25 protein-coding genes and 3 pseudogenes are annotated in these 22,782 nt (G+C 64.4%); 12 read left to right on the top strand and 16 right to left on the bottom strand.

What is annotated here, in order from left to right; all coding sequences use genetic code 11:
• On the top strand, positions 1 to 248 hold a 248-nt coding region (locus tag QMG56_RS13770), incomplete at its 5' end, for an IS3 family transposase (RefSeq protein ID WP_281822885.1).
• 170 nt (positions 249 to 418) lie between these two features.
• Here QMG56_RS13770 and QMG56_RS13765 read toward each other — a convergent pair.
• The 8 genes from QMG56_RS13765 to QMG56_RS13730 all read right to left on the bottom strand — a co-directional run bounded on the left by QMG56_RS13765 (position 419) and on the right by QMG56_RS13730 (position 9,119).
• Positions 419 to 856 carry a DUF411 domain-containing protein gene (locus tag QMG56_RS13765; protein WP_021244004.1) on the bottom strand — a complete coding sequence of 146 codons (438 nt, stop codon included), beginning with the start codon at positions 854 to 856 and terminating at the stop codon, positions 419 to 421.
• 81 nt (positions 857 to 937) lie between these two features.
• Positions 938 to 2,182, bottom strand: a complete 1,245-nt coding sequence (locus QMG56_RS13760) for an MFS transporter (protein ID WP_281822884.1) — start codon at positions 2,180 to 2,182, stop codon at positions 938 to 940.
• Positions 2,179 to 2,964: a copper resistance protein B gene (locus tag QMG56_RS13755; protein WP_051187084.1), complete on the bottom strand. Its 786-nt coding sequence runs from the start codon at positions 2,962 to 2,964 to the stop codon at positions 2,179 to 2,181. Before QMG56_RS13755 ends, QMG56_RS13760 begins: the two co-directional genes overlap by 4 nt.
• A gap of 173 nt (positions 2,965 to 3,137) precedes the next feature.
• Positions 3,138 to 4,829 carry a copper resistance system multicopper oxidase gene (locus QMG56_RS13750; RefSeq protein ID WP_021244001.1) on the bottom strand — a complete coding sequence of 564 codons (1,692 nt, stop codon included), beginning with the start codon at positions 4,827 to 4,829 and terminating at the stop codon, positions 3,138 to 3,140.
• A gap of 191 nt (positions 4,830 to 5,020) precedes the next feature.
• Positions 5,021 to 5,521: a MucR family transcriptional regulator gene (locus QMG56_RS13745; protein ID WP_281822883.1), complete on the bottom strand. Its 501-nt coding sequence runs from the start codon at positions 5,519 to 5,521 to the stop codon at positions 5,021 to 5,023.
• A gap of 163 nt (positions 5,522 to 5,684) precedes the next feature.
• Positions 5,685 to 6,059, bottom strand: a complete 375-nt coding sequence (locus tag QMG56_RS13740; protein ID WP_281822882.1) for a hypothetical protein — start codon at positions 6,057 to 6,059, stop codon at positions 5,685 to 5,687.
• Between the two features lie 39 nt (positions 6,060 to 6,098).
• Positions 6,099 to 8,786 carry a vitamin K epoxide reductase family protein gene (locus tag QMG56_RS13735; protein ID WP_281822881.1) on the bottom strand — a complete coding sequence of 896 codons (2,688 nt, stop codon included), beginning with the start codon at positions 8,784 to 8,786 and terminating at the stop codon, positions 6,099 to 6,101.
• A gap of 138 nt (positions 8,787 to 8,924) precedes the next feature.
• Positions 8,925 to 9,119, bottom strand: a complete 195-nt coding sequence (locus tag QMG56_RS13730) for a heavy-metal-associated domain-containing protein (protein ID WP_230187306.1) — start codon at positions 9,117 to 9,119, stop codon at positions 8,925 to 8,927.
• Positions 9,120 to 9,254: 135 nt separating this feature from the next.
• Between QMG56_RS13730 and QMG56_RS13725 the strand changes: the two genes are divergently transcribed.
• Together QMG56_RS13725 and cueR are read left to right on the top strand one after the other, a co-directional pair.
• Complete coding sequence (locus QMG56_RS13725; protein WP_281822880.1) at positions 9,255 to 11,708, top strand: heavy metal translocating P-type ATPase; 2,454 nt, start codon at positions 9,255 to 9,257, stop codon at positions 11,706 to 11,708.
• An 11-nt stretch (positions 11,709 to 11,719) separates the two neighbouring features.
• Positions 11,720 to 12,115 carry a Cu(I)-responsive transcriptional regulator gene (cueR, locus tag QMG56_RS13720; protein ID WP_281822879.1) on the top strand — a complete coding sequence of 132 codons (396 nt, stop codon included), beginning with the start codon at positions 11,720 to 11,722 and terminating at the stop codon, positions 12,113 to 12,115.
• Positions 12,116 to 12,494: 379 nt separating this feature from the next.
• Here the strand turns inward: cueR and QMG56_RS13715 are convergent, their stop codons facing one another.
• The 5 genes from QMG56_RS13715 to copC all read right to left on the bottom strand — a co-directional run bounded on the left by QMG56_RS13715 (position 12,495) and on the right by copC (position 15,152).
• A complete protein-coding gene (locus QMG56_RS13715) occupies positions 12,495 to 12,965 on the bottom strand; it encodes a nuclear transport factor 2 family protein (protein ID WP_281822878.1) in 471 nt (156 codons plus the stop codon).
• 16 nt (positions 12,966 to 12,981) lie between these two features.
• On the bottom strand, positions 12,982 to 13,707 hold the full coding sequence (locus QMG56_RS13710; protein ID WP_281822877.1) for a DUF2231 domain-containing protein: 726 nt from the start codon (positions 13,705 to 13,707) through the stop codon (positions 12,982 to 12,984).
• A gap of 190 nt (positions 13,708 to 13,897) precedes the next feature.
• Positions 13,898 to 14,536 carry a copper homeostasis membrane protein CopD gene (gene copD / locus QMG56_RS13705; protein WP_281822876.1) on the bottom strand — a complete coding sequence of 213 codons (639 nt, stop codon included), beginning with the start codon at positions 14,534 to 14,536 and terminating at the stop codon, positions 13,898 to 13,900.
• Entirely contained in the window at positions 14,473 to 14,832 is a 360-nt protein-coding gene (locus QMG56_RS13700; protein WP_281822875.1) for a hypothetical protein, read from the bottom strand. Before QMG56_RS13700 ends, copD begins: the two co-directional genes overlap by 64 nt.
• 5 nt (positions 14,833 to 14,837) lie before the next feature.
• Positions 14,838 to 15,152 carry a copper homeostasis periplasmic binding protein CopC gene (copC, locus tag QMG56_RS13695; RefSeq protein ID WP_281822873.1) on the bottom strand — a complete coding sequence of 105 codons (315 nt, stop codon included), beginning with the start codon at positions 15,150 to 15,152 and terminating at the stop codon, positions 14,838 to 14,840.
• 560 nt (positions 15,153 to 15,712) lie between these two features.
• Here copC and QMG56_RS13690 point away from each other — a divergent pair.
• From QMG56_RS13690 to QMG56_RS13660, 7 genes and pseudogenes are all read left to right on the top strand, one after another.
• Positions 15,713 to 15,958, top strand: a complete 246-nt coding sequence (locus QMG56_RS13690) for a hypothetical protein (protein ID WP_281822872.1) — start codon at positions 15,713 to 15,715, stop codon at positions 15,956 to 15,958.
• 226 nt (positions 15,959 to 16,184) lie between these two features.
• Positions 16,185 to 16,313: a hypothetical protein gene (locus tag QMG56_RS23480; RefSeq protein ID WP_375713697.1), complete on the top strand. Its 129-nt coding sequence runs from the start codon at positions 16,185 to 16,187 to the stop codon at positions 16,311 to 16,313.
• Between the two features lie 388 nt (positions 16,314 to 16,701).
• Positions 16,702 to 16,980: a hypothetical protein gene (locus QMG56_RS13680; protein ID WP_281822871.1), complete on the top strand. Its 279-nt coding sequence runs from the start codon at positions 16,702 to 16,704 to the stop codon at positions 16,978 to 16,980.
• Positions 16,977 to 17,414 (top strand): periplasmic heavy metal sensor, encoded by a 438-nt coding sequence (locus tag QMG56_RS13675; RefSeq protein ID WP_281822870.1) that lies wholly within the window; start codon positions 16,977 to 16,979, stop codon positions 17,412 to 17,414. The genes QMG56_RS13680 and QMG56_RS13675 overlap by 4 nt, the downstream gene beginning before the upstream one ends.
• Complete coding sequence (locus tag QMG56_RS13670; RefSeq protein WP_281822869.1) at positions 17,411 to 17,983, top strand: RNA polymerase sigma factor; 573 nt, start codon at positions 17,411 to 17,413, stop codon at positions 17,981 to 17,983. Before QMG56_RS13675 ends, QMG56_RS13670 begins: the two co-directional genes overlap by 4 nt.
• A 91-nt stretch (positions 17,984 to 18,074) precedes the next feature.
• Positions 18,075 to 18,185 (top strand): annotated as a pseudogene (locus QMG56_RS23475) (twin-arginine translocation signal domain-containing protein); the annotation flags it as partial.
• 203 nt (positions 18,186 to 18,388) lie between these two features.
• Entirely contained in the window at positions 18,389 to 18,823 is a 435-nt protein-coding gene (locus tag QMG56_RS13660) for a potassium channel family protein (RefSeq protein ID WP_245648918.1), read from the top strand.
• 8 nt (positions 18,824 to 18,831) lie between these two features.
• Here QMG56_RS13660 and QMG56_RS13655 read toward each other — a convergent pair whose 3' ends face one another.
• The 3 genes and pseudogenes from QMG56_RS13655 to QMG56_RS13645 form a co-directional block, all read right to left on the bottom strand.
• Positions 18,832 to 20,049: an acetate/propionate family kinase gene (locus tag QMG56_RS13655; RefSeq protein ID WP_281822867.1), complete on the bottom strand. Its 1,218-nt coding sequence runs from the start codon at positions 20,047 to 20,049 to the stop codon at positions 18,832 to 18,834.
• Positions 20,046 to 21,005, bottom strand: a complete 960-nt coding sequence (locus tag QMG56_RS13650) for a bifunctional enoyl-CoA hydratase/phosphate acetyltransferase (protein ID WP_375713696.1) — start codon at positions 21,003 to 21,005, stop codon at positions 20,046 to 20,048. Before QMG56_RS13650 ends, QMG56_RS13655 begins: the two co-directional genes overlap by 4 nt.
• Positions 21,002 to 21,217, bottom strand: a pseudogene (locus QMG56_RS13645) (integrase core domain-containing protein); the annotation flags it as partial. The gene QMG56_RS13650 and the pseudogene QMG56_RS13645, both read right to left, overlap by 4 nt.
• 230 nt (positions 21,218 to 21,447) lie before the next feature.
• Between QMG56_RS13645 and QMG56_RS13640 the strand changes: the two are divergent.
• Together QMG56_RS13640 and QMG56_RS13635 are read left to right on the top strand one after the other, a co-directional pair.
• A pseudogene (locus QMG56_RS13640) lies at positions 21,448 to 22,443 on the top strand (glycoside hydrolase family 130 protein); the annotation flags it as partial.
• A gap of 174 nt (positions 22,444 to 22,617) precedes the next feature.
• Positions 22,618 to 22,779 carry a hypothetical protein gene (locus QMG56_RS13635; protein WP_281822866.1) on the top strand — a complete coding sequence of 54 codons (162 nt, stop codon included), beginning with the start codon at positions 22,618 to 22,620 and terminating at the stop codon, positions 22,777 to 22,779.
• Positions 22,780 to 22,782: the final 3 nt, after the last annotated feature.

Raw genomic sequence — 22,782 nt, 5'->3', positions numbered from 1 at the left:
AGAAAAAGCTGCAGGCCTATGGCCTGCGTCCATCGATGAGCGGCAAGGGAAATTGCTACGACAATGCGTCCGTCGAGACCTTCTTCAAATCCCTGAAGGCCGAACTCATCTGGCGGCAGAGCTGGCCGACACGGCGTCAGGCAGAAGCCGCCATCTTTCAGTACATCAACGGGTTCTACAACACCCGCCGCCGACATTCATATCTGGGCGGCATCAGCCCGCTCGCCTTCGAAGCCAAGGTGGCTTAATGAGATAGGTGACCGGCACAAAACCGTTACAAGTCCACACAGCGCGCAAAATCGCCGGGGTCATTAAAGGGGTCTTCTAATCCGCTCCGCGTGACAGCGCAGAGGTTGAAGGTGCAGCGGCCACCAAAGGTCCGAACGCTCCGACAATGCGAGACCGGCATCTATGCAATTCAATGTCGTGCGAAGACCCGCGGGCCGGCAGCGCCAAAGGCGATGACATCATAGCTATGGGACTTGACGCCCGGCACTTCCATGCCTTCCGAGCCAAGCGGCATGCCAGCGACGGCGAGCCCCTTGACGCCTGCGGGACGGGTGGCGAGCAAACGCTTCATGTCGGAAATCGGGACATGGCCTTCGAACGCATATCCGTCGATCAGGGCCGTATGGCAGGAAGAAAATTGCACGGGGACGCCGACCCTGCGCCGCAAAGCAGGCCGCGCGGCATCGTCCTCCATGATGACCTTGCGGCCGAGCTTCGCCTGGACAGCCCGCGCCCACTTCTCACAGCATCCACATCCCGGGTCCCGGCGAACGACGACATCGCTGGCGGCGAGAGCGACGCCCGGCATGGTGAGGAACAACAAGGCGGCAGACAAACGGGTCTTCATGGACAGATTCCTGAACAGTGACGATGAACGGTAGACGTTTGCACCTATTGTTCAATACGCACCAATGCCGCCTCCCCCTCATCAAACGGTGGCATTTGTCGAACCCGGCCTGCGTCGCCAGACCAGCGGCAGCGCCACAAGGAGAAGGATCGACATCCAGCCGATGCCTATCAGGATCAACGACTGCTCCCCTGGATCGGCTAAGGCAATCGCCAGTGGCGCCAGAGCCTGGCCAATGCTGGCTGCGGCATGCTGCAGCCCCAGCTTCCAGCCGGACGGAAGCGGGGGGCCGCTGATCCAGAAGCTCGTCACGAGACGAAGGCTCGCGGAACTCCAGCCGGCCGCGACAATGAGGCCGGCGATCACGATCATCGACGACGCATAGGGAAAGACGAACAAGGCGGCGGCGAGAAGCCCAAGCGTAAGGCACGCGAGCAATCTGGGGGCTGTCACCAGCCACGGGACCCTGGTGTGGAACAGCTGCGCCGCCAACATCGCCAGTCCGCAAAGGCTGAGCATCCATGCAATCGCCTCGCGGTTGAGACTGGCTTCAACGCGGGTCACCAACAAGCTGACATGCATGGCGGCAAGGCCCCCACCGCCGACGACCGTGACAAGGAGCAGGATCGAAGTGGTCGGAAGCGACTGTGCTTCGCCATCACCACCGCTCCCGGGCCGCGCGGCGCCGCGCACCGGCAGGGGCGCAACCAACATGAGCACGGCGATCATGGCGACGGCGACCGACAGCATCAGGAGCGGCGCTCGAGGAAATACCGCCCCGGAGACCTCCGCGAGCAGCGGAGCGGACAGATCGCCCAGGAAAACGAAGGCGGTGAGCCAGGTGAAGTGCATCGCCCGCTCGGCCCGTCCACCTCCGGCAAAGCTCGTGGAGAGCAATGCGAGCGGTATGATCGCGGCCGCGGACATGCCCGCGAGAGCGCGCAGGAGATAGAGTGTCGGAAGCGCCACGACCCCGACCGGCGCCAAGGCAAAAGCGAGAAGGATGAGCGCGGCGCGCAGCAGGACCCGATAGTCCATGCGGTCCGCGAGCCAGCCCCAGAGCGGCGCAAAGAGCAATGCCGCAAGGGGATGCGCCGCACTCAGGCTCGCTACGTGGAAGTCATGGGCGCGCAGCGACAGTGGGACCGGTCCCTCGTCGACGAGCGACGGCAGGAACGCAAGGATAGCGGTCTGGCCCGCCGCCGCAGCGGCGACGGCGAACTGCAGCAAGATCGGCGAGCGGAAGGCTGTCTCCTTCTCGCCGTCCCCTTCGTCGCGACGCCCGGGTTCGTTCAATGATCCTGCCGGCGCCGCATTGCGGGTCACCACCACACGCGCAAGCCGACCACGACGCGATGCTCGGTCACAAGCTCGCGATCCGCGCGCCGGAAATCGGCGGTGCCGCCCAGCGCGCGTTCCCAGACGAAGCCGACATAGGGCGCGAACTTGCGCGAGATTTCATAGCGCAGCCGGCCGCTCAGTTCGACATTGCTGAAGCCGCTGCCGAGCTCGCGGTCGGTGGAGCGCTTGGAATAGACGTTGGTCTCGACCTGCGGCGTCAGGATGAGCCGATTGGTGAAGAGCACTTCATAGGAAGCCTTGGCACGGGCCGCCACACGGCCGTCGTCACCTACATAGCCGGTCAGCTGGACGTCGAACCAGTAGGGCGCCAGACCCTCGACGCCGGCGGCGAGCCAGGTCGTGGCACCCTTGCCGAGATCTTGGCGAACGCCCAACAGCGTGCCCCAGAACGGGTTCTTGCTGTGCCACCAGAGCGCCTCGACGCTGCTCTCGGGATCGAGGCGATCGCCGGAGTTCTTCAGTCCCTGGCTGCGCAGCCAGAGCTTGTCGTTGTCCTGTCCCCTGGTGACCAGCACCGTCCAACCGAAACCTTGCCCTTCGTTGCCGGTGGCAAACTCCAGTTCGTCGACGAGGATCTTGGGGATCGAGAGCTTGTCGGCCATCTCATAACCCGGCAGGCTGGAATTACGGTAGCCGTCGGCATAGTCGTTGGAGTCGCGCGCGTCCGGCGGGGCCTTGCCGCCCTGCATCCGGCCCATGTCCATCTTCGTGCTGCCGCCCGACACGTCGACCCCGGACATATCCATGCCGGCATGGTCCTCGGCCCGGGGCGGTTCTTCCGGTTGAACCTGCTGCGCGATCGGCGGCGCGGCCGGGACGTGTTGGTGAGGCGCGACCTGAGCATGGGCGGGCGCGACCGCCACAGCCAAGAGCGCAATGACAAAGGCGAACGGAGCACCTTGTGGGCGAGCAAGGCCGGTCATGCGACCACCACCTCCCGGAACATGCCGGCGGCCATATGGTAGAGCAGATGGCAGTGGAACGCCCAACGGCCCATCGCATCCGCCGTGACCCGGAAGCTCACCCGCTGGGCCGGCTGGACCACCACGGTATGCTTGCGGACCTGGAAAGTGCCGTCCGGCGCTTCGACGTCGCTCCACATGCCGTGGAGGTGCATCGGATGGGCCATCATCGTATCGTTGACCAGGGTGATGCGCAGCCGCTCGTTCGGCTTGAAGTGAAGCGGCCGCGAGTCGTTGAGCTTGATCCCGTCGAGCGCCCAGATGAACCGCTCCATATTGCCGTTGAGGTGGAGCTCGATCTCGCGTTCCGGCTCGCGCGGATCGGGATCTCCGGTCGGTGTCCTCAAGTCTGCCAGCGTCAGGACGCGCCATGATCGACCGCGCAAGCCCGCCCCCGGGTCGTCGAGATTGGCGCGAGGATAGTCGACGCGCATGTCGGTGTTCGCGCCATATTCGGTGCGGGCATGCCGGGCCTTGGGCGGCATCTCCGTCATGCCGTGCCCCGCATGTTCGCCGCCCATTGCGGTCATGGCGCCCATCATGTCGACGGGGTCGAGCCAGGGCCGCGCATCGAGCGCCGGCACGGGCGCGACCATGCCGGGCGCGGGCGCGATCGTGCCGCGGGCGAACCCCGTGCGGTCGATCGACTGGGCGAAGATCGTGCGGGCATCACCGTCCGGCATGGTGAACTCGACATCATAGGTCTCGCCGGGCCCGATCCGGAACTCCTCGACCGTCACCGGCACCACCGCCTGCCCGTCGGTCGAGACGATCGTGAGCGCGACACCGGGGATACGCACGTCGAAGAAGGTCGCCGTCCCGGCGCCGACGAAGCGGAGGCGAACATGCTCGCCCGGCGCGGCGATGGCGGTCCAGTTGCCCGCGGGCGTCGTCCCGTTCATGAGATAGGTGTAGGTCGCGGCGGAAATATCGCTGTAATCGGTCGGATTCATGCGCGACGTGTTCCACATTCGCCGGCGCTCGAGGGCCTTGCCAAGCCCCATCGAGCCGACGTCCTTGAGGAAGTCGCCTGCGGTCGGCTGCGCGAAATTGTAATAGCTGCTCAGCTTCTTGAGGTTCGTGAAGATCTGGAGCGGCGGCTCGTCCGACCAGTCGCTCAGCATGATCGTATAATCGCGGTCGGGAACAGAACCCGTCGGCACCTTGGGATCGATGACGATCGCACCGTAAAGCCCGGTCTGCTCGGCGAGCGTGTGGGCATGATACCAGTAGGTCCCCGTCTGGCAAACCTCGAACCGGTAGGTAAAGGTCTCGCCCGGCGCGATGCCCGCGAAGCTGATGCCCGGGACGCCGTCCATTTCGGCGGGCAGGATGATCCCGTGCCAGTGGATGCTCGACATTTCCTTGAGGCTGTTGCGAACCCGCAGCGTGACGGTGTCGCCCTCGCGCAGGCGCAAGACGGGTGCCGGGACCGCCCCGTTCACCGCCGTCGCGACCCGGCGCTTGCCGGTATAGTTGACCGGCAGCTCGGCGATCTCGAGGTCGAACTCGGTTCCGCGCAGTTCGCCGGCCGACGCGGAAAGGGATTTCGCCAGCAGCGCCGGAGCGAATCCGGCAACGCCTGCGCCGACCGCCAGCCCCTGGACGAAGCGGCGCCGCGCGATCGGGAAACTATGAAACGAGGGCATGACCGTCGCTTTCGTCAAATATGGTCAGGGGTGCCGGCAATTGCCAATGGTGCGCTTACGTTTCAGCATGGTCACGGCGGTCCGCCAGACTTACTGGAGGGATGCCCACGCGCAATCAATACCGGTCTGAAGGCCGCCACCGCTAGGAGATGCTGAGTAAAGGATCAGGTGCGCGAGCACCGCCCGCCCCGTCAGCCCTTTGCCGCGATCTTCAGCTTGCGTCGCGGGGTCTTAGGCGAGGGAGCCGACTCCGGGGTGGGTTCAGGTTCGGGAGCTGCCGGTGCTGGCTCCGCCATCGGTGAGCGCTTCCGACCGAGTCCGATGCTGTGCGCAAGCTCGCGTCGCCGCTCGGCATAATTGGGAGCCACCATTGGATAATCCGCGGGCAGCTTCCACTTTGCTCTGTATTCCGCCGGCGTGAGATTGTAACGCGTCGCGAGATAGCGCTTCAGCATCTTCACGTGCCGGCCGTCCTCTAGGCAAATGAGATATTCCGGCTTGATCGAGGCGCGGAGCGCCACAGCCGGCTTTGTGGCTTCGGCTGCGGGCACCAGCGGCCGACCCAGACTGACAAGCGCGGTGTGGACAACCGAGATCAATGCCGACACGTCGCCTACGGAGACGCTGTTATGGACAACGTACGCCGCAACAATGTCGGTGGTGAGGCTAACAAGATCCTCCGGCGAAGTCATATCCGGCAAGGTCGGTTCTCCAGGGTGCACCGCGAAAGAGTGAAGTACGAGCCGATGCGCGGGAACGGCGAACATCCATAACCGTCCACTTGCGTTAGCGCCAGCACGGGTGCCAACCTCGGAAAACGAGCACGCACAATCCCCCCTGTCGGCTGAACGGTCGTCATTCTTTGCGTTCGGCGGCGGCGGTCTTGTAGTGAGCGGCTCGCTCTACAAGCGCCAGCATGTTGCGGGCCGCCTCGACCGTCAGTCGGTGAGGCGTCATGCCGGGCCTGGGTGAAATATACGCAGCCATCTCGCGTACCAGCGCGGACTGGCTGTCAGGTGCTCCGGCGAGCAAGGCGACGACGAGGTTCTCAAGCGCGATAAGGCGCACGCGCAGGTTGCCGGCCTCGGCATCGCCGATCTCGCCGGCGACCGTCGGCGTCCGGTGCTGGTGCAAGCCGGCGAACGAGCCGCCTTCGTTTTCCCACCGCCCGATCGCACGGTCGTGGACCTGGCACCGCGCCGCGTCGAAGCCGGCGCCCTCAATAGACATGGCGTACCCTTCCCTGCTCGATCCCCAGCGAAGCGAGCCTCAGATCACGTATTTGTCCCAGCTCGCATAATGTTCGGCGCTGCGCTTGCCGCGCGGCAGACTGAGGCCGATGAGGGCGATCCCCAATACCACCGACGTGACAGCGCCCAGATGGCCGACGCCGGTCAGCAGGAAGGGCGCGGCGACGAGCCAGGCGCCGAACGCGACGTTGATAAAGCGCAGGGCGCGGGCGACCTCGGCGGTGGCGATGATCGCGACGGTGATAACCAGCGCACCCACCACATGGTCGCTGTTCGCCATTGCGCCTTCGTTGCCCAGGGTCACCCGCGTCAGCATGAGGAAGACGCCGAGCGCGATGCTAGCTGCCAGCGTCCACGGCAGCGTCAGCCCGCGCTTCGCATCCGCCCAGAAGGCAGAAGGAGAGGCCATCACGTCGGATGCGTCCTCGGCCCCCGCCTCGATCGCGTCACCCTGGAAGAAGGTGCGGATCAGCGGCTTGCCGCGGCGCTTCGCCCAGGCGAGGAACTGGCCCATGGCGATGACCTCGTCCAATGCGAACGGGATCATGATCAGCATGGCGAGCGCCGCGATCAGCGCCAGTGTGCTCCACGTGCCGATGACGATCGGCTGGCTGATGATGAAATAGATGCTGATGACGCCGAGCGGGATGACGAGGATGCCGAAGAAGGTCACCATCCACGGCATGGTCCGCCAGCGGTCGCGGGTGCCCATCACCGCCATCAGGATCTCGAGCACGTAGCTGATTGTGCCAAGGCCCCCATCAGGGATCGGCCACGCCTTCGACATGCCCGAAGTGATTATCTCCTCGGTGCCGTTGCGAGGATCACTCAGCGAACCAGCGAAAAAAGGCTCCCAAGCGGTATCGATGTGCCCCAACTGGTAAGCCGTCAGGATGCGCGAGGTGAGAAGCCCGATCAGGCCCATGGCAACGATCGGCAGGCGTTGCGCATCGGTCGACGGCGAATAGGTCCAGCCGGGCGGGATGTTCTTGGGGTCCATCATGCCTGCCATGCTCATGCCCGGCATCATTGGCACGAGCACCGACAGGGCGATCACGGCCGAGCCGATGAGCAGGTTGTTGTTGTACTGCGCGGCGCTCGGGCTCCAGAAGATCAGCGGCGCGAAGAACAGCCAGATGCCGACGAACGCGACAGCCCACTGCGCCCATGTCTTGGTGCGCGGGGCGAGCGACAGCGCGCCGAACAGCGCGATGGCGAGCCCGCTGACGACATCGCTGATAGCCAGTGCGCTAGCCCGCCATTCGATCGAAGGCAGCCCGCGATCGACGGTTACGAAACGCGCGGCTTCGCCGACGCTCTGCGTGGTCATGGAGTCATAGATGAGCGGGCTGGAGGCGAGCCACAGACCGAGACCAATGTTGGCGTAAAGCGCCCAGCGTGCGCGGCGCTCATCGCGGTCCATCAAGGCCATGTGATCGCCGTGCCCGCCGTGGTCCGACATGGCCGCGACCGCGGCGCCGGGCCCGTGCCCCATCGCCGCGTGGTCCATTTTGCTGTGATCCATCCCGCCGTGATCTATGCCGCCCGTTCCGGCGGCCGCTGCGGGCTGGTGGTGGCCAGACCCCGCAAGCTCGGCCTCTGGCTCTTCATCCCACGCGACCAGGTTCTCGTTGAGCTTGTTGTTCCGGTACCAGGCCCGCGGATGCCGCTTGAGCGCAGCGACGATCGCCGGGAGCGTGTCGCGAAGGCTGTGCTTCGGTTCCCACCCGAGCAGCGACCGTGCGCGCGAGATGTCGAGGATATAGTGGTCGTTGCTGCTGTCGATCATCCAGGGCTGGATAAAGTCGTCGCCGCCGAGCGCTTCGTTCTGCAGGATGATCCCGGCCTTCGCGAGCGGCTGCGGGATGCGGATCGTCTTCCAGCCCTCGCCGTGGAGCGCCTCCCCGATGATGTCCTGGATCTCGGCATAGCCGGGCGGGTCGGGTTCGCCGACGAGCAGCGGCAGTTCTGACGGCAATTCGTGCCGCCGATCGACCAGGCGCAACACGGCGTCGGCCAAGTCCTCGCGGTGCACCGATGACTGTGCCGCGCACAGCATGCCGGGATAGAAATGCGAGATCAGGCGGTGCTCGTAGATCTGCGATATCTGCTGCGCGAGAAACGCCGAGCGCCCGTCGTCGTCATAAACTCCGGCGGCGCGGAGGAAGACAACGGGGATCTTCCCGCGCCGCGCGTGCAGCAGTGCTTCCGTATCGACTTTGGACTGCGGATACGCCCAAGACGCGCCGATGGGCGACTTCTCGCTGATGCGCTCGTCCGGAGTAGGGGTCGGCTTGTGGACCAGCATCGTGCTCGCGAAGAGGAACTGCTCGACCTCGAACGACTGCAGCCCGTCGATCAGTCGGCGGGTGCCCTGCACGGTGACCTTCTCATAGAGCGGATTAGGATCGCCCGTGACGTCGTAATAAGCGGCAAGGTGGATCACCGAGGCGATGCGATTGCCAAACCGCGCGCGCACCTCGTCGAGCGCGGCGCGGACCGCTTCGTCCGATCCGAGGTCTATGTCGATCGCCGCCGCGGGCGGCGGCGGGTCCGGCGGACCGGCGCGATCGAAGCCGACAACCGTGTAGCGTTCGCCAAGCCTAGCGATCAGCGCGGCGGCTATAAAACCGCTCGCACCGGTGATGAGGACCAGTTCGCGCGCGTCCTTGTCGCTCACGGACCCGCTGCGTTCGATGTCGGTCATGACGCTGCCACCCTCATTCATTTGTGCTGCGGAACGTGGACAGGCCCGCTGCACTTATGATCGCGAGGCGGGCACGTGCGGATCACCGCACAATCCCTTTACGCGCCCGCCCCGCAAAGCCCTCAGATAAAATCGGGTTTATTGCGTCACCACAAAGCCGGCCTTCTCGATGGCCTGCTTGAGTTGCTGTACATCGGCTGCCGAGCTTACCGACACCGTCTTGCTCGCCAGGTCGACGTTGACGACGGCATCCGCATCGACGCGTTGAAGCGCGTTCGTCACACCCCGCACGCAACCGCCGCAGGTCATTCCCTGTACCTTGAAATCGATCATCTTCGTTCTCCCATGAGGTGAATGAAGCAAATGTGGGGTTTGACACTGTGTCAGGGTCAAGGGGTAAGTTTTCGTTGTTGACCTTGACACGATGTCAGGGACGATAAGCTCGTCGACTCGATATTGGAGACGACCATGAACGCACCGGCACGACTGCAGGCGACAGCGCACGCGGGAAGAGAAGAGATGCTGTCGCTGCCCATCGAAGGCATGACCTGCGCGACGTGCGTTGGTCGGGTCGAGCGTGCTATCGCCGGGGTGCCCGGCGTCGTCGTCGCCTCGGTCAACCTCGCGACCGAGCGGGCAAATGTCGAATTCGTCGACGGACGATCCGATGTCGGCGCCGTGGCCGATGCGGTGCTCGCGGCGGGCTACACGCCGGTGACGCAAACGACCGAGCTGACGATCACCGGCATGACCTGCGCGACGTGCGTCGGTCGGGTAGAAAAGGCGCTGCTGAAAGTGCCCGGCGTCCGCTCCGCGAGTGTCAACTTGGCGGCCGAAACGGCGAGGATCGAAGCGGTAGGGGACGTCCCCGCGTATGTCCTGATCGAGGCCGTCGAAAGCGCCGGTTACACCGCATCCGCGCGCACCGGCTCGGCGGAGACGGAGCGGGGCATCGAGGACGCCCGCCGCAACGCCGCCGCGACAAGAGAGCTCCGCCATGTGCTGATCGCCGCGGCGCTGTCGCTGCCGCTGGTCGTGCCGATGCTGCTGGCCCCGTTCGGTATCGAGGTGGCGGTGCCAGGCTGGATCCAGCTACTGCTCGCGACACCCGTGCAGTTCTGGCTGGGCGCGCGCTTCTACCGCGCGGGTTGGAAGGCCGCGCGTGCCCGCACCGGCAGTATGGACCTCCTGGTCGCGATCGGCACATCGGCCGCCTATGGGCTCAGCCTCTACCAGCTGCTGTTCGCGCCGATGCACGGCATGGACGCGCATTACTACTTCGAGGCTTCGGCCGTCGTCATCACGCTCATCCTGCTTGGCAAGTGGCTCGAAGGCCGCGCCAAGCGCCAGACCGGCGAGGCGATCCGCGCGCTGATGGCGCTGCGACCCGACCAGGCGCGCGTCGTCGGCGCCGACGGTGCCGAACGAGAGGTCGCCCTCTCCGAGGTGCGTAACGGCGACCGGGTGCGCGTCCGGCCCGGCGAGCGCATCCCGGTCGACGGGCTGTTGATCGACGGGGCTACCCATGTCGACGAGTCGATGCTCACGGGAGAAAGCCTGCCGGTGCCCAAAGCCGCCGGAGACAAGGTGACCGGCGGGTCGATCAATGCGGACGGGCTCATCCTGGTCGAGACGACAGCCGTGGGCGCCGAGACCACCCTCGCGCGCATCGTGCGCCTGGTCGAGAGCGCGCAAGGCGCCAAGGCTCCGATCCAGCGGCTCGTCGACCGGGTTAGCGCCGTGTTCGTTCCGATCGTCCTCGTCATAGCCTCGCTTACCCTCGCCGGCTGGCTGATCGCCGGCGCCGGAGTGGAAGTTGCGATCCTGAACGCGGTGGCGGTGCTCGTCATCGCCTGCCCGTGCGCGCTTGGCCTGGCCACGCCGACCGCAATCATGGCCGGCACCGGGGTCGCCGCGCGAGCAGGAGTGCTGATCAAGGACGCGGAGGCGCTCGAGACCGCGCACCGCATCAACGTCGTCGCGTTCGACAAGACCGGCACGCTCACCGAAGGCAAGCCCTCGCTGCTGGCGGGACTGCCCGCCGCCGGAGTGGAGCGCACCCAACTCATCGAGCTCGCCGCAGCACTGCAGGATGGAAGCGAGCATCCGCTCGCGCGGGCCGTCATGGCATGGGCCAAATCGGAAGGCGTCCAACCCGTCAGCGCTGAAGGCATGCGCGGCCTGCCGGGTCGCGGCGTCGCTGCGGACGTCAACGGCCGCAACTTGATCCTCGGCAGCACGCGCTTGATGGCGGACGAAGGTATCGCCCTGGAGCAGCTGGCCGTCGAAGCGGCCAGACTGGAATCGGAGGGACGGACGGTCTCCTGGGTCGCGGAACGCGCTCCCGAGCGCCGCCTCCTCGGCCTCCTCGCGTTCGGTGACGAGGTGAAGGCCTCCGCTGCGGCCGCCGTGGCGGCGCTGCATGGCCGCGGTATACGCAGCGTGATGCTTACCGGGGACAATGCGGGAAGCGCGCGCGCAGCGGCCGCCAAGCTGGGCATCGCCGACGTCGTCGCCAATGTCCTGCCGGAAGGAAAGTCGGATGCGGTGGCAGCCTTGCGAGGAGAGGACCGCACGGTCGCCATGGTCGGCGACGGGGTCAACGACGCCCCTGCCCTCGCGGCAGCCGATGTCGGCATCGCCATGTCGACGGGAACGGACGTCGCCATGCACGCGGCCGGCATCACGCTGATGCGCGGCGACCCGCGCCTGGTCGCGGATGCGATCGACATCTCGAAGCGGACCTATGCCAAAATCCGCCAAGGGCTGTTCTGGGCGTTCATCTACAATCTTGTCGGCATTCCGTTGGCGGCCTTAGGTTATCTGAGCCCGGTGATCGCCGGCGCGGCCATGGCGCTGTCGAGCGTCAGCGTCGTCGCCAACGCTCTGACGCTTCGCCGTTGGCGCCCAACCGCGGCTTGAGGAGAGGACAAGTGAACATAGGACAGGCCGCGAAAGCCTCAGGGGTCAGCCAGCGAATGATCCGCCACTATGAGGCGATCGGCCTCATTCCGAAGGCCGCACGGCGTGATTCCGGCTACCGTGACTATGGCGACCGCGAGGTTCACATGCTGCGCTTCATCCGACGCGCGCGCGATCTCGGCTTTCCCATTCCCGAGATCGCGCAGCTCGTCGCGCTCTGGCAGGACGGTGACCGGTCGAGCGGCGAGGTCAAGGCACTCGCGCTCGCACGGGCACGGGAAATGGAGCGCAAGGAGCGGGAGCTCCGCACGATGCGCAAGTCGCTCGAAGATCTGGCTCGTCGTTGCGCTGGTGGAAATCGGCCGGACTGCCCGATCCTGGACGATCTTGCGATCGGGACGGCCTAACCACCTCCGACGCTCAGTGCAGGCAGATCCAGCGGGAGGGCTCGCCGTCGAACCATTCACTATGCCGCAATTCGCCCGCGCCAACGTTATCAGCCCTTTTGCGGTGCGATCGACTGAGGTGAGGGCGAGCCCTTGAAGAGGGCAAAAGGATTGGTTTGCCTCAGGCGCTTCGGTTGGCGCCACACACCGCCGATACAGGCGTGGCCGCTGGATCGACATTGAATGTTGTGCGGGCGCCGCCGCTCGAGCGCGTTCGCTAGTCTAGACTTGGTAGACAGCCGTGACGCGCGTTCGCGCTGTTGCTGCTCAGCGGATGCCGCGTCGAACGCTGACCCGCAATGAGCAGCCCAGAGATCTTGGTATATGACAGATGTGGCGGTCAGGATCCCTTGGGGCGGCGGCCGCTATTGTGCATGCTGACGATTTTCCACGTGCCGCCGACCTTCTTGAGCACGCTCGTCGCGACACCGATCCGCTCCGCGACATCTCCAGTCTTGGGCTCGATCCGGTAGCGATAGGTTTCGGTGGCGAGCGCAATCGGCCCTTCGAACCGCACGTCGACCTTGTAGTCTGAGAATTTGAAAGACTTGAAGGCAGCGAGCTCCGGCCGGAGGTGATGGCTGAGGTAGTTGGCGTAGGTTCCTTCCGAGCCGCCAGTTTCGAATATCTGCGAATCCGGCGTGAACAGCCGCTCGGTCCCCGCCCCGTCAAGTTTCTCGATCGCCGCTTTATATTGCGACAGAACTGCCTGCACGGCGAGCGTGTCGGTGGCATGGTTCGAAGGCTGCGCGGTTGCTGCGGTAGGCAGTAGCAGCGACGCCACCAATATCTTCTGCAAGCGGAAAGCCATATCTTCACCCACGATTTCAGAATGCCAGATGGTTCAAGCCGCCGTGCATGAACGTTCCTCCAAGAAAGCCTTGTACCGAGATCGCCAGCGTCATCAAGCCGAGCAGGACCAGGTAGAGCTTGCGTGATCGCTCCGGCGCGCGGCGGTGACCTGCCGCCAAGTAGACCAGCACCAGCCCGACACCGGCAATGGCGGTTCCAAGCCAGCGGTGCGTCATTAGAATCGGATTGCGGTCGGTTAGGTAGAAGCCGCCTGCGAACCAGCCCAGGAACGCTGCGACGATCGCGCCTAATGCCCCGACCACGAGCATCACGTGAGCAACGTGCTGCATGTCACGGTTGCGGCGCCATAGTCCGAACAACTCGACGGCAAATGCACCGATGAACATGGCGATTGGAAAATGAATGACCATCGTGTGTAGGCGGCCGAGCCAGCTCACGATGCGCTGTCCGAAGGTCTTGTTCTTGTTCGCGGCTTCTTCGTGCATTCCGCCCATGTCCATGTCATCGCCCGCAATGCCGCGCCCGCCCAGGTTCATATCGACGGTCGACATCGATCCCATGCCCACGTGGCCGTCGGTCGCGTCCGCCTTGTCGGCTCGCTGGTTCGGGGTGGCATTTTTCGCCGGCCCTGGGCCCGCGCCTATAGCGTCATGATTCTCGTGCGCCGATGCGATCGAACCGGCCGACAAAGCCAGCACGGCAAACACCATCAGGATCGCGCGTCTTGCCCCGTCGAACATCCAGCTGCCCCTTCTCAATCCATAGTGTCTCCGTTCCTCATACGCATGGGCCCGCACTTGCCCTCACACAGGAAGCGGTTTTATCGCGGACGCGGCCCTCCCGACTCTTGTCGCGATTAGCGGAGCCGATCGCTCCACCATCGAGGTGCTGTAGCCTAAAAACAGACACGCGTAGCGCTATGAGGCGCACTCAAATCGCGCCTGACGCCGGAGGCGCCAGAAGTCCGAGCCAGGCGACCGCGGCCAGGATGGTGATCGCTATCGCGCTCTCAAGAGCCAGGCTTCTCCGCAAGGCGGCGACGGCCGTAGCGTGATCCCCGTTGTCGAGCGATGCCTCGAGAGCGGGCGTTAGACGGAATCGATTGCTCGCCGCCAGACCGAGTATTCCTGCAAACAGCACGAGCTTGGCGATAAGAAGCTGGCCGTAAAGAGTCGTGGGCAGGGCCGCCAGATTGGCTGGGCCAACGAGTATCCAGCTATTGATCAGACCGGACACGATGATAAGGCCCACCACTAGCGACCCCACTGCCGTGAAGCCGTCCAGAGTGCGGTGCGAAAGGATGATGTGATCGGCGGTCAGTGTGGCGGACGGTCGCAACAGGAGCATGGTGAGCGCAAGCAGCGCACCGATCCAAACGCCGGCCGCCAGAAGATGAATGATATCGGCGACCAGGTGGGCCCACCCTAAAGCGCCCTCGTCGGCCGCCCCATGCCCGGTCCACGCCAGCGAGCCAAGCGCAACTGCGGCAGCGGCCGTCGTAAGCGTCAACAGGACGACCGGCCGGCGCCACCCGGAAAAAGCGAGCCATGCAGCGGCAAACAGCGCCATGATGCGGGCCTGCCACGCAGTGCCGATGCTCCCGTTACCACCATGCCGATTGCTTCGCGGTCGACAGCACCAGGTCCCACCCCGCTCATCGCGGCCGCAAGGAGGATCAGCGCTACGGACGATAGCGCTACACCGATAAGGGCAAGCGGCCAGATCAATCGTCGGAACGGGAGGACCGAGCCGGACACCCGCTCGGTCCCACGAAGGGCGTACAGACCGAACAGCGGCAGGCCGAAGAGAAGCATCAGGTCCCCATAGAGCGCGAACCGGACGGCGACCGAAGCCACCTCGATCATGGGTGTCACTTCACCTTGAAGCTGTAGCCGCCATTGATGCGGTGCGTGTCGGCCGAAACGACATGATAGTCGAGCTTGTAGGTGCCAGCGGTCAACGGCTTGGCGGGCAGTAGCATCAAAGTCTTGCCATCGGGCCCGAACATCGTCTTCACCGCCACTTTCATCGGTGCGTTCATTTTCATCCCTGGCATGTCGGTCATGACGAGTTCGGCGCCCGAGAACTTGTTCACTAGCTTCTCGCTAAAGCGCAGCATGATGCGCGCCGGACTCGCGACCGTGGCGTTGGCGGCGGGCGTCGAGGAGGCAAGCTTCGGGATCATGGCGACGGTTCAGCTCATGGGAGCGTAGGGAGGAGGGACCCTGATCGAGCGCGTCGTTGGCAGATCAATGACGCCGGCGCTTAAGGAAAAAGGTACCCGGCCGCCTTTCGCTGGCGGCCGGGGTCAGGTGACGCCATCACCGTGACGAACGGCGGTAGCGCCGAAGGCCGACCTATTTTGCTCTAGGTGCCGACCTGCCGCACGGTCAGGACCGGGGCGTTTTCGCCTTTTCCGTTCGCCCGATTCGTACGCATTCATGTGGCTTGATACCTGCCGCGAGCGCCCGCCTTGTCGCTTCGCCTGCAATGTACCGCTTTGATCTGCGTCAATGACGCGACCTGCGTCCACGCGCAGGGCTTAGCAGCAGTCCGCTAACCTGATTTCCTGGGCGAGCGGAGAAAACTTACCGATCAATTGAGCCCAGGCTTTGATCCTAATGAAAAGGATTTCACATGAACATCTCGATATCGCGCTCCCAGATGGGCCTAATCTTCTCAGCACTGCTGCTAACTTCGGGCACCGCACTTGCTCAAGACCGCGCGGCACCGCCGGCGAAGCCGATGGGCGGCGGCATGATGGGCCATGACAACATGATGCCGGGGATGAAGGACGGCAAGATGAAGGGCAACATGCCTGCCTCGTCGTGTATGTCGAAAGCTGGCATGCAAAAAATGGGCATGAGCCAGAAAAAGATGGCCGAAATGGGTGCCAAGTGTCGCGCGGAGAAGAAGCGCGGTACCGGGCCCGTCGGCGCCAAGCCCAAACCCGACGCGATGAAGCCGATGCCTATGGAACACGATATGTGAGAAGTCGGCGGGGACGGCTTAAACCTGAGCGATGAGCAGTGTCTGCGCCGCGCTTATGCGCGCGCGGCGGGCGAGTTTCTGGCTGGCGCGAGGCGCGCGAGGTGGCGTCGAGCGCGGACGTCCAGCCGCTGCAAGGCGGTGCCTGGATCGAGGCGCTAGCGCGAAAGGTGAGCGCGCCCACGGTCAAGCAGCGCTCGCCGGCGTGCGGCACCTGTTCGATTGATTGGTGACCGGCCAGGTGGTGCCGGCGAACCCGGCAGCGTCGGTGCGCGGGCGGGCGCATAACGTCAGGCGCGGCAAGACCCCCGTGCTGGAACTCGACGAGGCGCGGCTGCTGCTCGACGCGATCGACTGACGACCCCAGTCGGCTTGCGCGACGATCGTATGGGGCCGCTGTTCCGCACGATCGCGCGCGGGACTTAGGGACGAGGCGACACCCCCTGCCCCAGGCCAATGCGTTCCAGATGGTCGCCGACGTGTGGGCGCGGGCGGGATCAGACGGCGAGTGGCACCTACTCGTTCCGGTCAACCGGCATCGCCGCCCATCTGAATACGGTGGCACGCTTGAACCCGCCGCGAGGATGGCGAACCAAAGGCAAGTGCCACGACGCGGACTTGCGTCCTTCGCCGAAGATGGCGACAGCCCTCATTGGCTGGTCGCCCTGCCAGGTTCATCGCGTCGCAACCCGATTTGAGGGATGATCGATTATGACGCGTATTCCAGGTGAGAGGAGCAGATCGACATGAACATTGATTTGGAGGCGGCGCTGAGCCGACTTGCTGTGGCGCCGACGCATCCGGGTCTCGCCAACCTGGAAGCGGCTGTGTTTCAGAAGATCGCGGAGCAGCGGCGGTATGATTCGCGCTCGCCGCTCCGTTTCGGACTGCTCGCCGCGACCGGAGCGGTGCTGATGGGCGTCGCCGGCGCAAGCCTTACTTCGGCTGCGCCGGCGCCGATGCTCTCTCCCTTCGGTCCAGCAGCGCCACTCGCGCCTTCGACTATGCTGGCCAGCATTCAATGACCCCGGCACGGCGAACGTTGCTGATTGGCGCGATTGCTTTCGTCGCAGCGCTCGGTGGGGTGCTACTTGGGCGCACCCTGTTCCTTCCGGCTCCCCATGGTGTCGAATTGCACGACGTACTGCATGACCAGCTCGATCTGGATGAGCGCCAGCGCGCACAACTTCAAGTGGTGGAGCAACGATTTGCCGTTCGACGACGCGCGCTAGAGCTAGAGCTCCGCGCGGACAATGCCCGCTTGGCCGACGCCATAGAGGCGGAGCATGGCAACGGCCCGCAGGTGGCAGCGGCCGTCGACCGGTCGCACGAGGCAATGGGCGAACTGCAGAAGGAGACGCTCGCCCATATCTTCGCGATGCGGCAATTGCTTCGTCCCAACCAAGCCGCCAAATTCGACCAGGCGGTGGTGCAAGCGCTCACCGCCGACGAGCGGTGACGCTCGAGCTCGCGGGCTGCTCCGACGGCGAACTGGCGGCGTTGACGCTCGGCGGGCGCCAGGCCGCCTTTGCGGAGATCATGCGTCGTCATCGAGAGCCGATCTATCGGATGATCCGCGGTCATATCGGGGACCCCGAAGAGGCGCTCGATCTGACCCAGGACTGCTTTTTGGCCGCTTTCCAGCATCTCGGCGGTTATGACGGGAACCGCCCGTTGCGCGCTTGGCTAACCAGCGTCGCAATCAACAAGAGCCGCGACTGGATGCGGCGTAGGCGGGTGCGGCAAATCCTGACGTTCGCATCAGCGCTGCCGTTTGATACGATCGAGAACGTGCAGGATCAGGCGCCAGCCGTGGACGTGGCGACCGCGGACCGGGCGGAACTCGCGCGCTTGTGGCAAGCGGTGGCGCGGTTACCTGCCGCGCTCAAGGAAACTCTTCTGCTCCGCACGGTGGAGGGATTGTCTCAGTCCGAAACGGCGGCAGCGCTGGCGATCAGTGAGAAGGCGGTCGAGACCCGCCTTCACCGCGCCCGAGCCCGCTTGGGCGAAATCCTGGAAATAATCTGAGGGCTTTGGCGGGCCCGTGCGTAATCGAGTGTGAGGGCGGTCGGGTTTCCCGTTCGCACGTACCACCGTGACTGATCCACGAGGAGACGGCATGAGCCGGAATTTCGACCGCCGCCAGCTGTTGCGCGGTGCTACCTTGGCGGGAGGCGGGCTTGCGCTCTCCGCCTACATGCCCGCATGGGCGCAGCCCGTCTCCGCGGGTACCTGCCGCGACGGTAGAGCCGCCGGCGCTAGAGACACATTGACGCACGTCAAAGTGCATGCGCGAGGAATGATCAATGCGAGCTGAATGACACGCCGGCGACCTAGAGCCCACGAGCGATGATTGATTCTTAGTTCCTGCCAAGGTTCTAGCAGGTCGTCGAGGATCGAACGTCCGGCGATCCCCTGAGACACGGAGATATTGTGCCGCAGCTTGTCATCGCCAGCATCATGGTCGCGCTGACCGTCGTCATGCACCTGGTTGGACTTGGATTGCTTGTCGCGCTCATGCGCCGACACCAGCGCCGGCTTCAGGTCCGTCGCACTCGGCTTCACCAGCTCATTGTCATCTTTGGCGCCGCGTTCGGGCTGTTCGCCCTCCACACCATCGAGATCTGGACCTACGCGATTCTGTACGCGGCGGTCGGGGCGCTCCCGACCTTCGACGACGCGCTCTATTTCTCGACCACGACCTACTCCACTCTCGGATACGGCGACGTCGTTCTCCCGAGAGCCTGGCGGTTGGTCGGCGCCATCGAAGGTGCCAACGGAATCATCCTGCTTGGATGGTCGACCGCGTTCTTCGTCTCCGTCATCAACCGGATCAGGCTTTTCGAGGAGGATGCCGAAGAACGCTGATGCGAAGCTCATCGGACCGAAGGCGGCGAGCGCCGCTTACCGCCGCTGCGCCCTGCCAGGCCCGCCGTCAACTCTCGCGTCGCGGTCGCTATCACAAGCTCCTCATTGGCCGGTATGACGAAGACCTTCACGCGTGCTGCCTCCGCGCTGATGCGGGGCAGGCCCTGCTCATTTCGGGCGGGATCAAGGATAACGTCAGCCCAACGCAGCCGTTCGCAGATGGCGGCGCGAAGGGACGCAGAGTTTTCGCCGATGCCCCCGGTAAATACGAGGAGGTCCAAGCCGCCGACCGCCACCATCAACGAGCCAATCTCGCGCGCTGCCCGGTACGCGAACAGGTCGAGCGCCTCGGCGGCGGAGGGATCCGGGCTCTGCGCCAAGATGCGAACATCATCGCTCAGCCCTGACACGCCGAGAAGACCGGAGCGGCTGTTCAAAAGGTCGCCAACGGCTTCTACCGTCATGCCGCGGTCGCGTATCAGATAGAGGATTAGCCCGGGATCAATCGACCCCGAACGGGTTCCCATCATCAGCCCCTCGAGAGAGGTGAACCCCATCGTCGTGGCGACGCTCTGTCGATTCCGCATCGCGCAGAGGCTCGCACCGTGCCCGAGATGCGCCGCGATCACGCGGCCATTGGCGTGATCAGGGGCCACCTCGACAAGTGCCTGTGCGACATGCTCGTAAGAGAGTCCGTGAAAGCCGAACCGCAGCAATCCCTCGTCGCTGAGTGCCCGCGGCAGCGGATAGAGCTGCGCCACCCGCGGTTGGGTGCGATGAAACGCCGTGTCGAAGCAGGCAATCTGGGGCAAGTCCGGCGCCATCGCCGTTACGGCGGCGATCGCAGCGATGTTGTGCGGCTGGTGAGCCGGCGCAAGCGGAATGAGCCGCCCCAGTTCGTCGAGCATCGCTGCATTCACGATGGCCGGTTCCGCAAACGTTGTGCCGCCGTGGACCACTCGGTGTCCGACGGCCGCCAGCGGCCTGTCGACAAGCTTGGTTGCGGCGGTCCTCAGTAGCCATTCGATCCGGGCCGGCAGGGTTGCCCCTGCAGCTCCCGGCAGAGCGGCGAAGGCGGGGGCATAGGGGCCGCTTGTACTGACCGGGAATCCAGCGCCCCGATCTTCGATTACACCCCGACACAAGAGATCAAGTCCGGCACCGTCAAAGAGCGCGAACTTCAGCGTAGACGAGCCGACATTGAGGACCAGGATGGAGGATGTCATAGGGCACGCGACAAGCGGCTGCGAATGAAGATCTGCGCCAGCGCGCAGGACGCGACCCGTGCCAACGCGCCGTCGGCACGGCTGGTCAGCATGATCGGCACGCGGGCGCCGAGGACCAGGCCCGCGGCATCGGCCCCGGCGAGATAGATCAGCTGCTTGGCGATCATATTGCCCGACTCCAAGTCTGGCGCGAGAAGAATATCGGCATCGCCGGCCACGGACGATGCGATGTGCTTTGCTGCCGCTGCCTCCTTTGAGATGGCGTTGTCGAACGCGAGCGGCCCGTCCAGCAAGCCGCCCGTAATCTGCCCGCGCTCGGCCATCTTGCACAGCGCGGCCGCCTCGACCGTGGAACTGATCTTGGCATGGACCATCTCTGTCGCTGAGAGGATGGCGACCTTAGGTGGGTCGATCCCGAGCGCGACACACAGTTCGATTGCGTTCTGGACAATGTCTCGCTTGTCGTCGAGCGTCGGGTAGATGTTGATCGCAGCATCGGTGATGAACAGCGGCTTGTGGTAGCTCGGGACATCCAGCGCGAAGATGTGGCTTATCCGCCGCTCGGTCTTGAGACCGCTGCCACTGGCCACGACCGCGCCCATGAGCTCGTCGGTATGGAGCGCCCCCTTCATGAGGGCCTCCACCTGCCCTTCGCGGACCAGTGCCACGGACTTTTCCGCAGCAGCATGACTATGGGGAACGTCGATCAGCTCGAATGCGCCCAGGGGAAGCCCAGCCGCCTCTGCCGCTTGCGCGATCCGGGCGGCGGGGCCGACCAGGATTGGCACGATCAGCCCAGCATCAGCCGCTTCGACCGCCCCGCGAAGCGAAGCTTCGTCAACTGAATGCACGACCGCGGTTCCGATCGGGGGCAGGCCTTGCGCCTTCTCCAGCGCCGCCCGATAGCGGGCACTGAACCGCCCCGGGTCTGCCGGAGGCCTTGGGTTGTGAGTCATGCTGCCATATCGATGTTGTCCGCGGCAGCATAATATTGATCTTCGGCTTCGGCGGGCGGGATGTTGCCGATGGGCTCCAGCAGCCGACGGTGGTTGAACCAATCGACCCATTCGAGCGTGGCGTACTCGACGGCTTCGAAGCTGCGCCAGGGTCCGCGCCGGTGGATCACCTCGGCTTTGTAGAGACCGTTGATCGTTTCGGCCAAAGCGTTGAGGCTCCTATATTTGTCAAGCGCTGGTCAGAGATGCTTTTGGGCGACATAGGTGGGTAAAGATTTCGCGAACGATGTATCGCTTAAGGCAGCGTATAATCTCCCGGTTGCTCTTTCCCTCCATTTTTCGTTTGCTGACATAGGCAAGTGTCGGCGGATGGTTGCGCATCCGAACGATTGCAACCCGATATAGCGCGGCATTGGCTTGCCGGTTTCCACCACGGTTGAGTCGGAAGCGGTTGATCGGTGCCTACTGCAGCGAAGAGTATGCCTATGAGGCTGCGGCCTTGTTCAACCCGAGCGCGGTGCTCCATCCCGACCAGTCGGGTCTCCCTGAGGGCACCATCCGTTTCGTGATGTCGCTGCGAGGCATCGGCGAGGGGCATGTGTCTTCGGTGACGTTCCGCACCGGCACCTGGACACCGGGCGGCGAACTCGTAGTCGATGATCCCAGCCCCACAGCGGTGCCACCACTCATCGAGACCTGCGAGAAGGGGGGAGGCGTGGCAGTGCGCCTGTGCTGCGCGGGCAGTCGAACGATCTCGGAGATCGTGCTTTTTCCGGTTCTGCCGAGCCAGCGCCAAGGTATCGAGGATATGCGCCTCGTCCGCTTCTGCGACGATGATGGCAGCATAATCTATCACGGAACTTACACCGCGTTCAGCGGTGCCGAGGCGCTCTCGGAATTGCTGAGCAGCACCGATTTCAGGTCGTTCGAGATGCGCGTTCTGACCGGCAAAGCGGCCATAGGGAAGGGGATGGCACTGTTCCCTCGGCGTATCGCGGGCAATTACGCCATGCTCGGACGTCAGGACAACAAAAATATCTGGCTGCACGTTTCTGATGACATACTCCACTGGGAGGGCGGCGCGAAAATCATCGCGCCGCGATTCCCTTGGGAGTTCGTCCAGATGGGTAACTGCGGGTCGCCGATCGAGATCGCCGAAGGCTGGCTAGTAATAGTCCACGGCGTCGGCACCGTGCGCAACTATTGCATTGGCGCATGCCTGCTCGACAAGAATGACCCATCAAAACTGCTTGCGCGCACGCCGCGGCCGGTACTGGCACCGAGCCCACACGAACGGGACGGGTACGTGCCCAACGTCGTCTATAGCTGTGGTGCGATCGTCCAGGATCGGACGATGTTCCTGCCATATGCGGTGGCTGACAGCTTCACAGCCTTTGCTGCGGCCTCAATCGATAACCTCCTAAGTGTGATGGAATAGGCGGCTTCACCTAATCTCGACCATTGCACGGCTACGTTGATGCGCGGAGCCTTCCACCGCATCAAATCATTCGTGACAGCTCACTGTTGTTCTCCCCTAAAGGCCGGACAGGTTCTCTCCGATCGAGCGTTCGATAAACTCGCGAAGCGCCCGGTAGGCGAGTGCGCGATGCGAATGCCCGCGATTGCAGTGATCGAGCCAGGCGGGCAGCCGCCCGATGACGCCGGCGACGCCGGGACGCAGGATGACCTGGGCGTAGCCACGCTTGAGCGTGCGGACGAAAGCCCCAGCAATGGCCGTTTCTCTGCGGGCTTTCGACGGGCGTGGTCCGTGTGAGCA

Source organism: Sphingobium sp. BS19, assembly GCF_027925545.1.
GTDB lineage: Bacteria > Pseudomonadota > Alphaproteobacteria > Sphingomonadales > Sphingomonadaceae > Sphingobium.
This window is presented reverse-complemented; position numbering and strand designations above follow the sequence as displayed.

What these genes read in the sequence shown, in the direction of transcription:
- QMG56_RS13690 (WP_281822872.1), top strand. Translation starts at nt 15,713, where the DNA reads ATGGGCGGCGGCATGATGGGCCATGACAACATGATGCCGGGGATGAAG.
- QMG56_RS13700 (WP_281822875.1), bottom strand. Translation starts at nt 14,832, where the DNA reads ATGATCGAGGTGGCTTCGGTCGCCGTCCGGTTCGCGCTCTATGGGGAC.
- QMG56_RS13715 (WP_281822878.1), bottom strand. Translation starts at nt 12,965, where the DNA reads ATGGCTTTCCGCTTGCAGAAGATATTGGTGGCGTCGCTGCTACTGCCT.
- QMG56_RS13740 (WP_281822882.1), bottom strand. Translation starts at nt 6,059, where the DNA reads ATGTCTATTGAGGGCGCCGGCTTCGACGCGGCGCGGTGCCAGGTCCAC.
- QMG56_RS13750 (WP_021244001.1), bottom strand. Translation starts at nt 4,829, where the DNA reads ATGCCCTCGTTTCATAGTTTCCCGATCGCGCGGCGCCGCTTCGTCCAG.
- QMG56_RS13675 (WP_281822870.1), top strand. Translation starts at nt 16,977, where the DNA reads ATGACCCCGGCACGGCGAACGTTGCTGATTGGCGCGATTGCTTTCGTC.
- QMG56_RS13635 (WP_281822866.1), top strand. Translation starts at nt 22,618, where the DNA reads ATGCCCGCGATTGCAGTGATCGAGCCAGGCGGGCAGCCGCCCGATGAC.
- QMG56_RS13680 (WP_281822871.1), top strand. Translation starts at nt 16,702, where the DNA reads ATGAACATTGATTTGGAGGCGGCGCTGAGCCGACTTGCTGTGGCGCCG.
- QMG56_RS13735 (WP_281822881.1), bottom strand. Translation starts at nt 8,786, where the DNA reads ATGACCGACATCGAACGCAGCGGGTCCGTGAGCGACAAGGACGCGCGC.
- QMG56_RS13655 (WP_281822867.1), bottom strand. Translation starts at nt 20,049, where the DNA reads ATGACATCCTCCATCCTGGTCCTCAATGTCGGCTCGTCTACGCTGAAG.
- QMG56_RS13650 (WP_375713696.1), bottom strand. Translation starts at nt 21,005, where the DNA reads ATGACTCACAACCCAAGGCCTCCGGCAGACCCGGGGCGGTTCAGTGCC.
- QMG56_RS13745 (WP_281822883.1), bottom strand. Translation starts at nt 5,521, where the DNA reads ATGACTTCGCCGGAGGATCTTGTTAGCCTCACCACCGACATTGTTGCG.
- QMG56_RS13710 (WP_281822877.1), bottom strand. Translation starts at nt 13,707, where the DNA reads ATGTTCGACGGGGCAAGACGCGCGATCCTGATGGTGTTTGCCGTGCTG.
- QMG56_RS13725 (WP_281822880.1), top strand. Translation starts at nt 9,255, where the DNA reads ATGAACGCACCGGCACGACTGCAGGCGACAGCGCACGCGGGAAGAGAA.
- copD (WP_281822876.1), bottom strand. Translation starts at nt 14,536, where the DNA reads ATGGCGCTGTTTGCCGCTGCATGGCTCGCTTTTTCCGGGTGGCGCCGG.
- QMG56_RS13730 (WP_230187306.1), bottom strand. Translation starts at nt 9,119, where the DNA reads ATGATCGATTTCAAGGTACAGGGAATGACCTGCGGCGGTTGCGTGCGG.
- QMG56_RS13765 (WP_021244004.1), bottom strand. Translation starts at nt 856, where the DNA reads ATGAAGACCCGTTTGTCTGCCGCCTTGTTGTTCCTCACCATGCCGGGC.
- copC (WP_281822873.1), bottom strand. Translation starts at nt 15,152, where the DNA reads ATGATCCCGAAGCTTGCCTCCTCGACGCCCGCCGCCAACGCCACGGTC.
- QMG56_RS13755 (WP_051187084.1), bottom strand. Translation starts at nt 2,964, where the DNA reads ATGGATATGTCCGGGGTCGACGTGTCGGGCGGCAGCACGAAGATGGAC.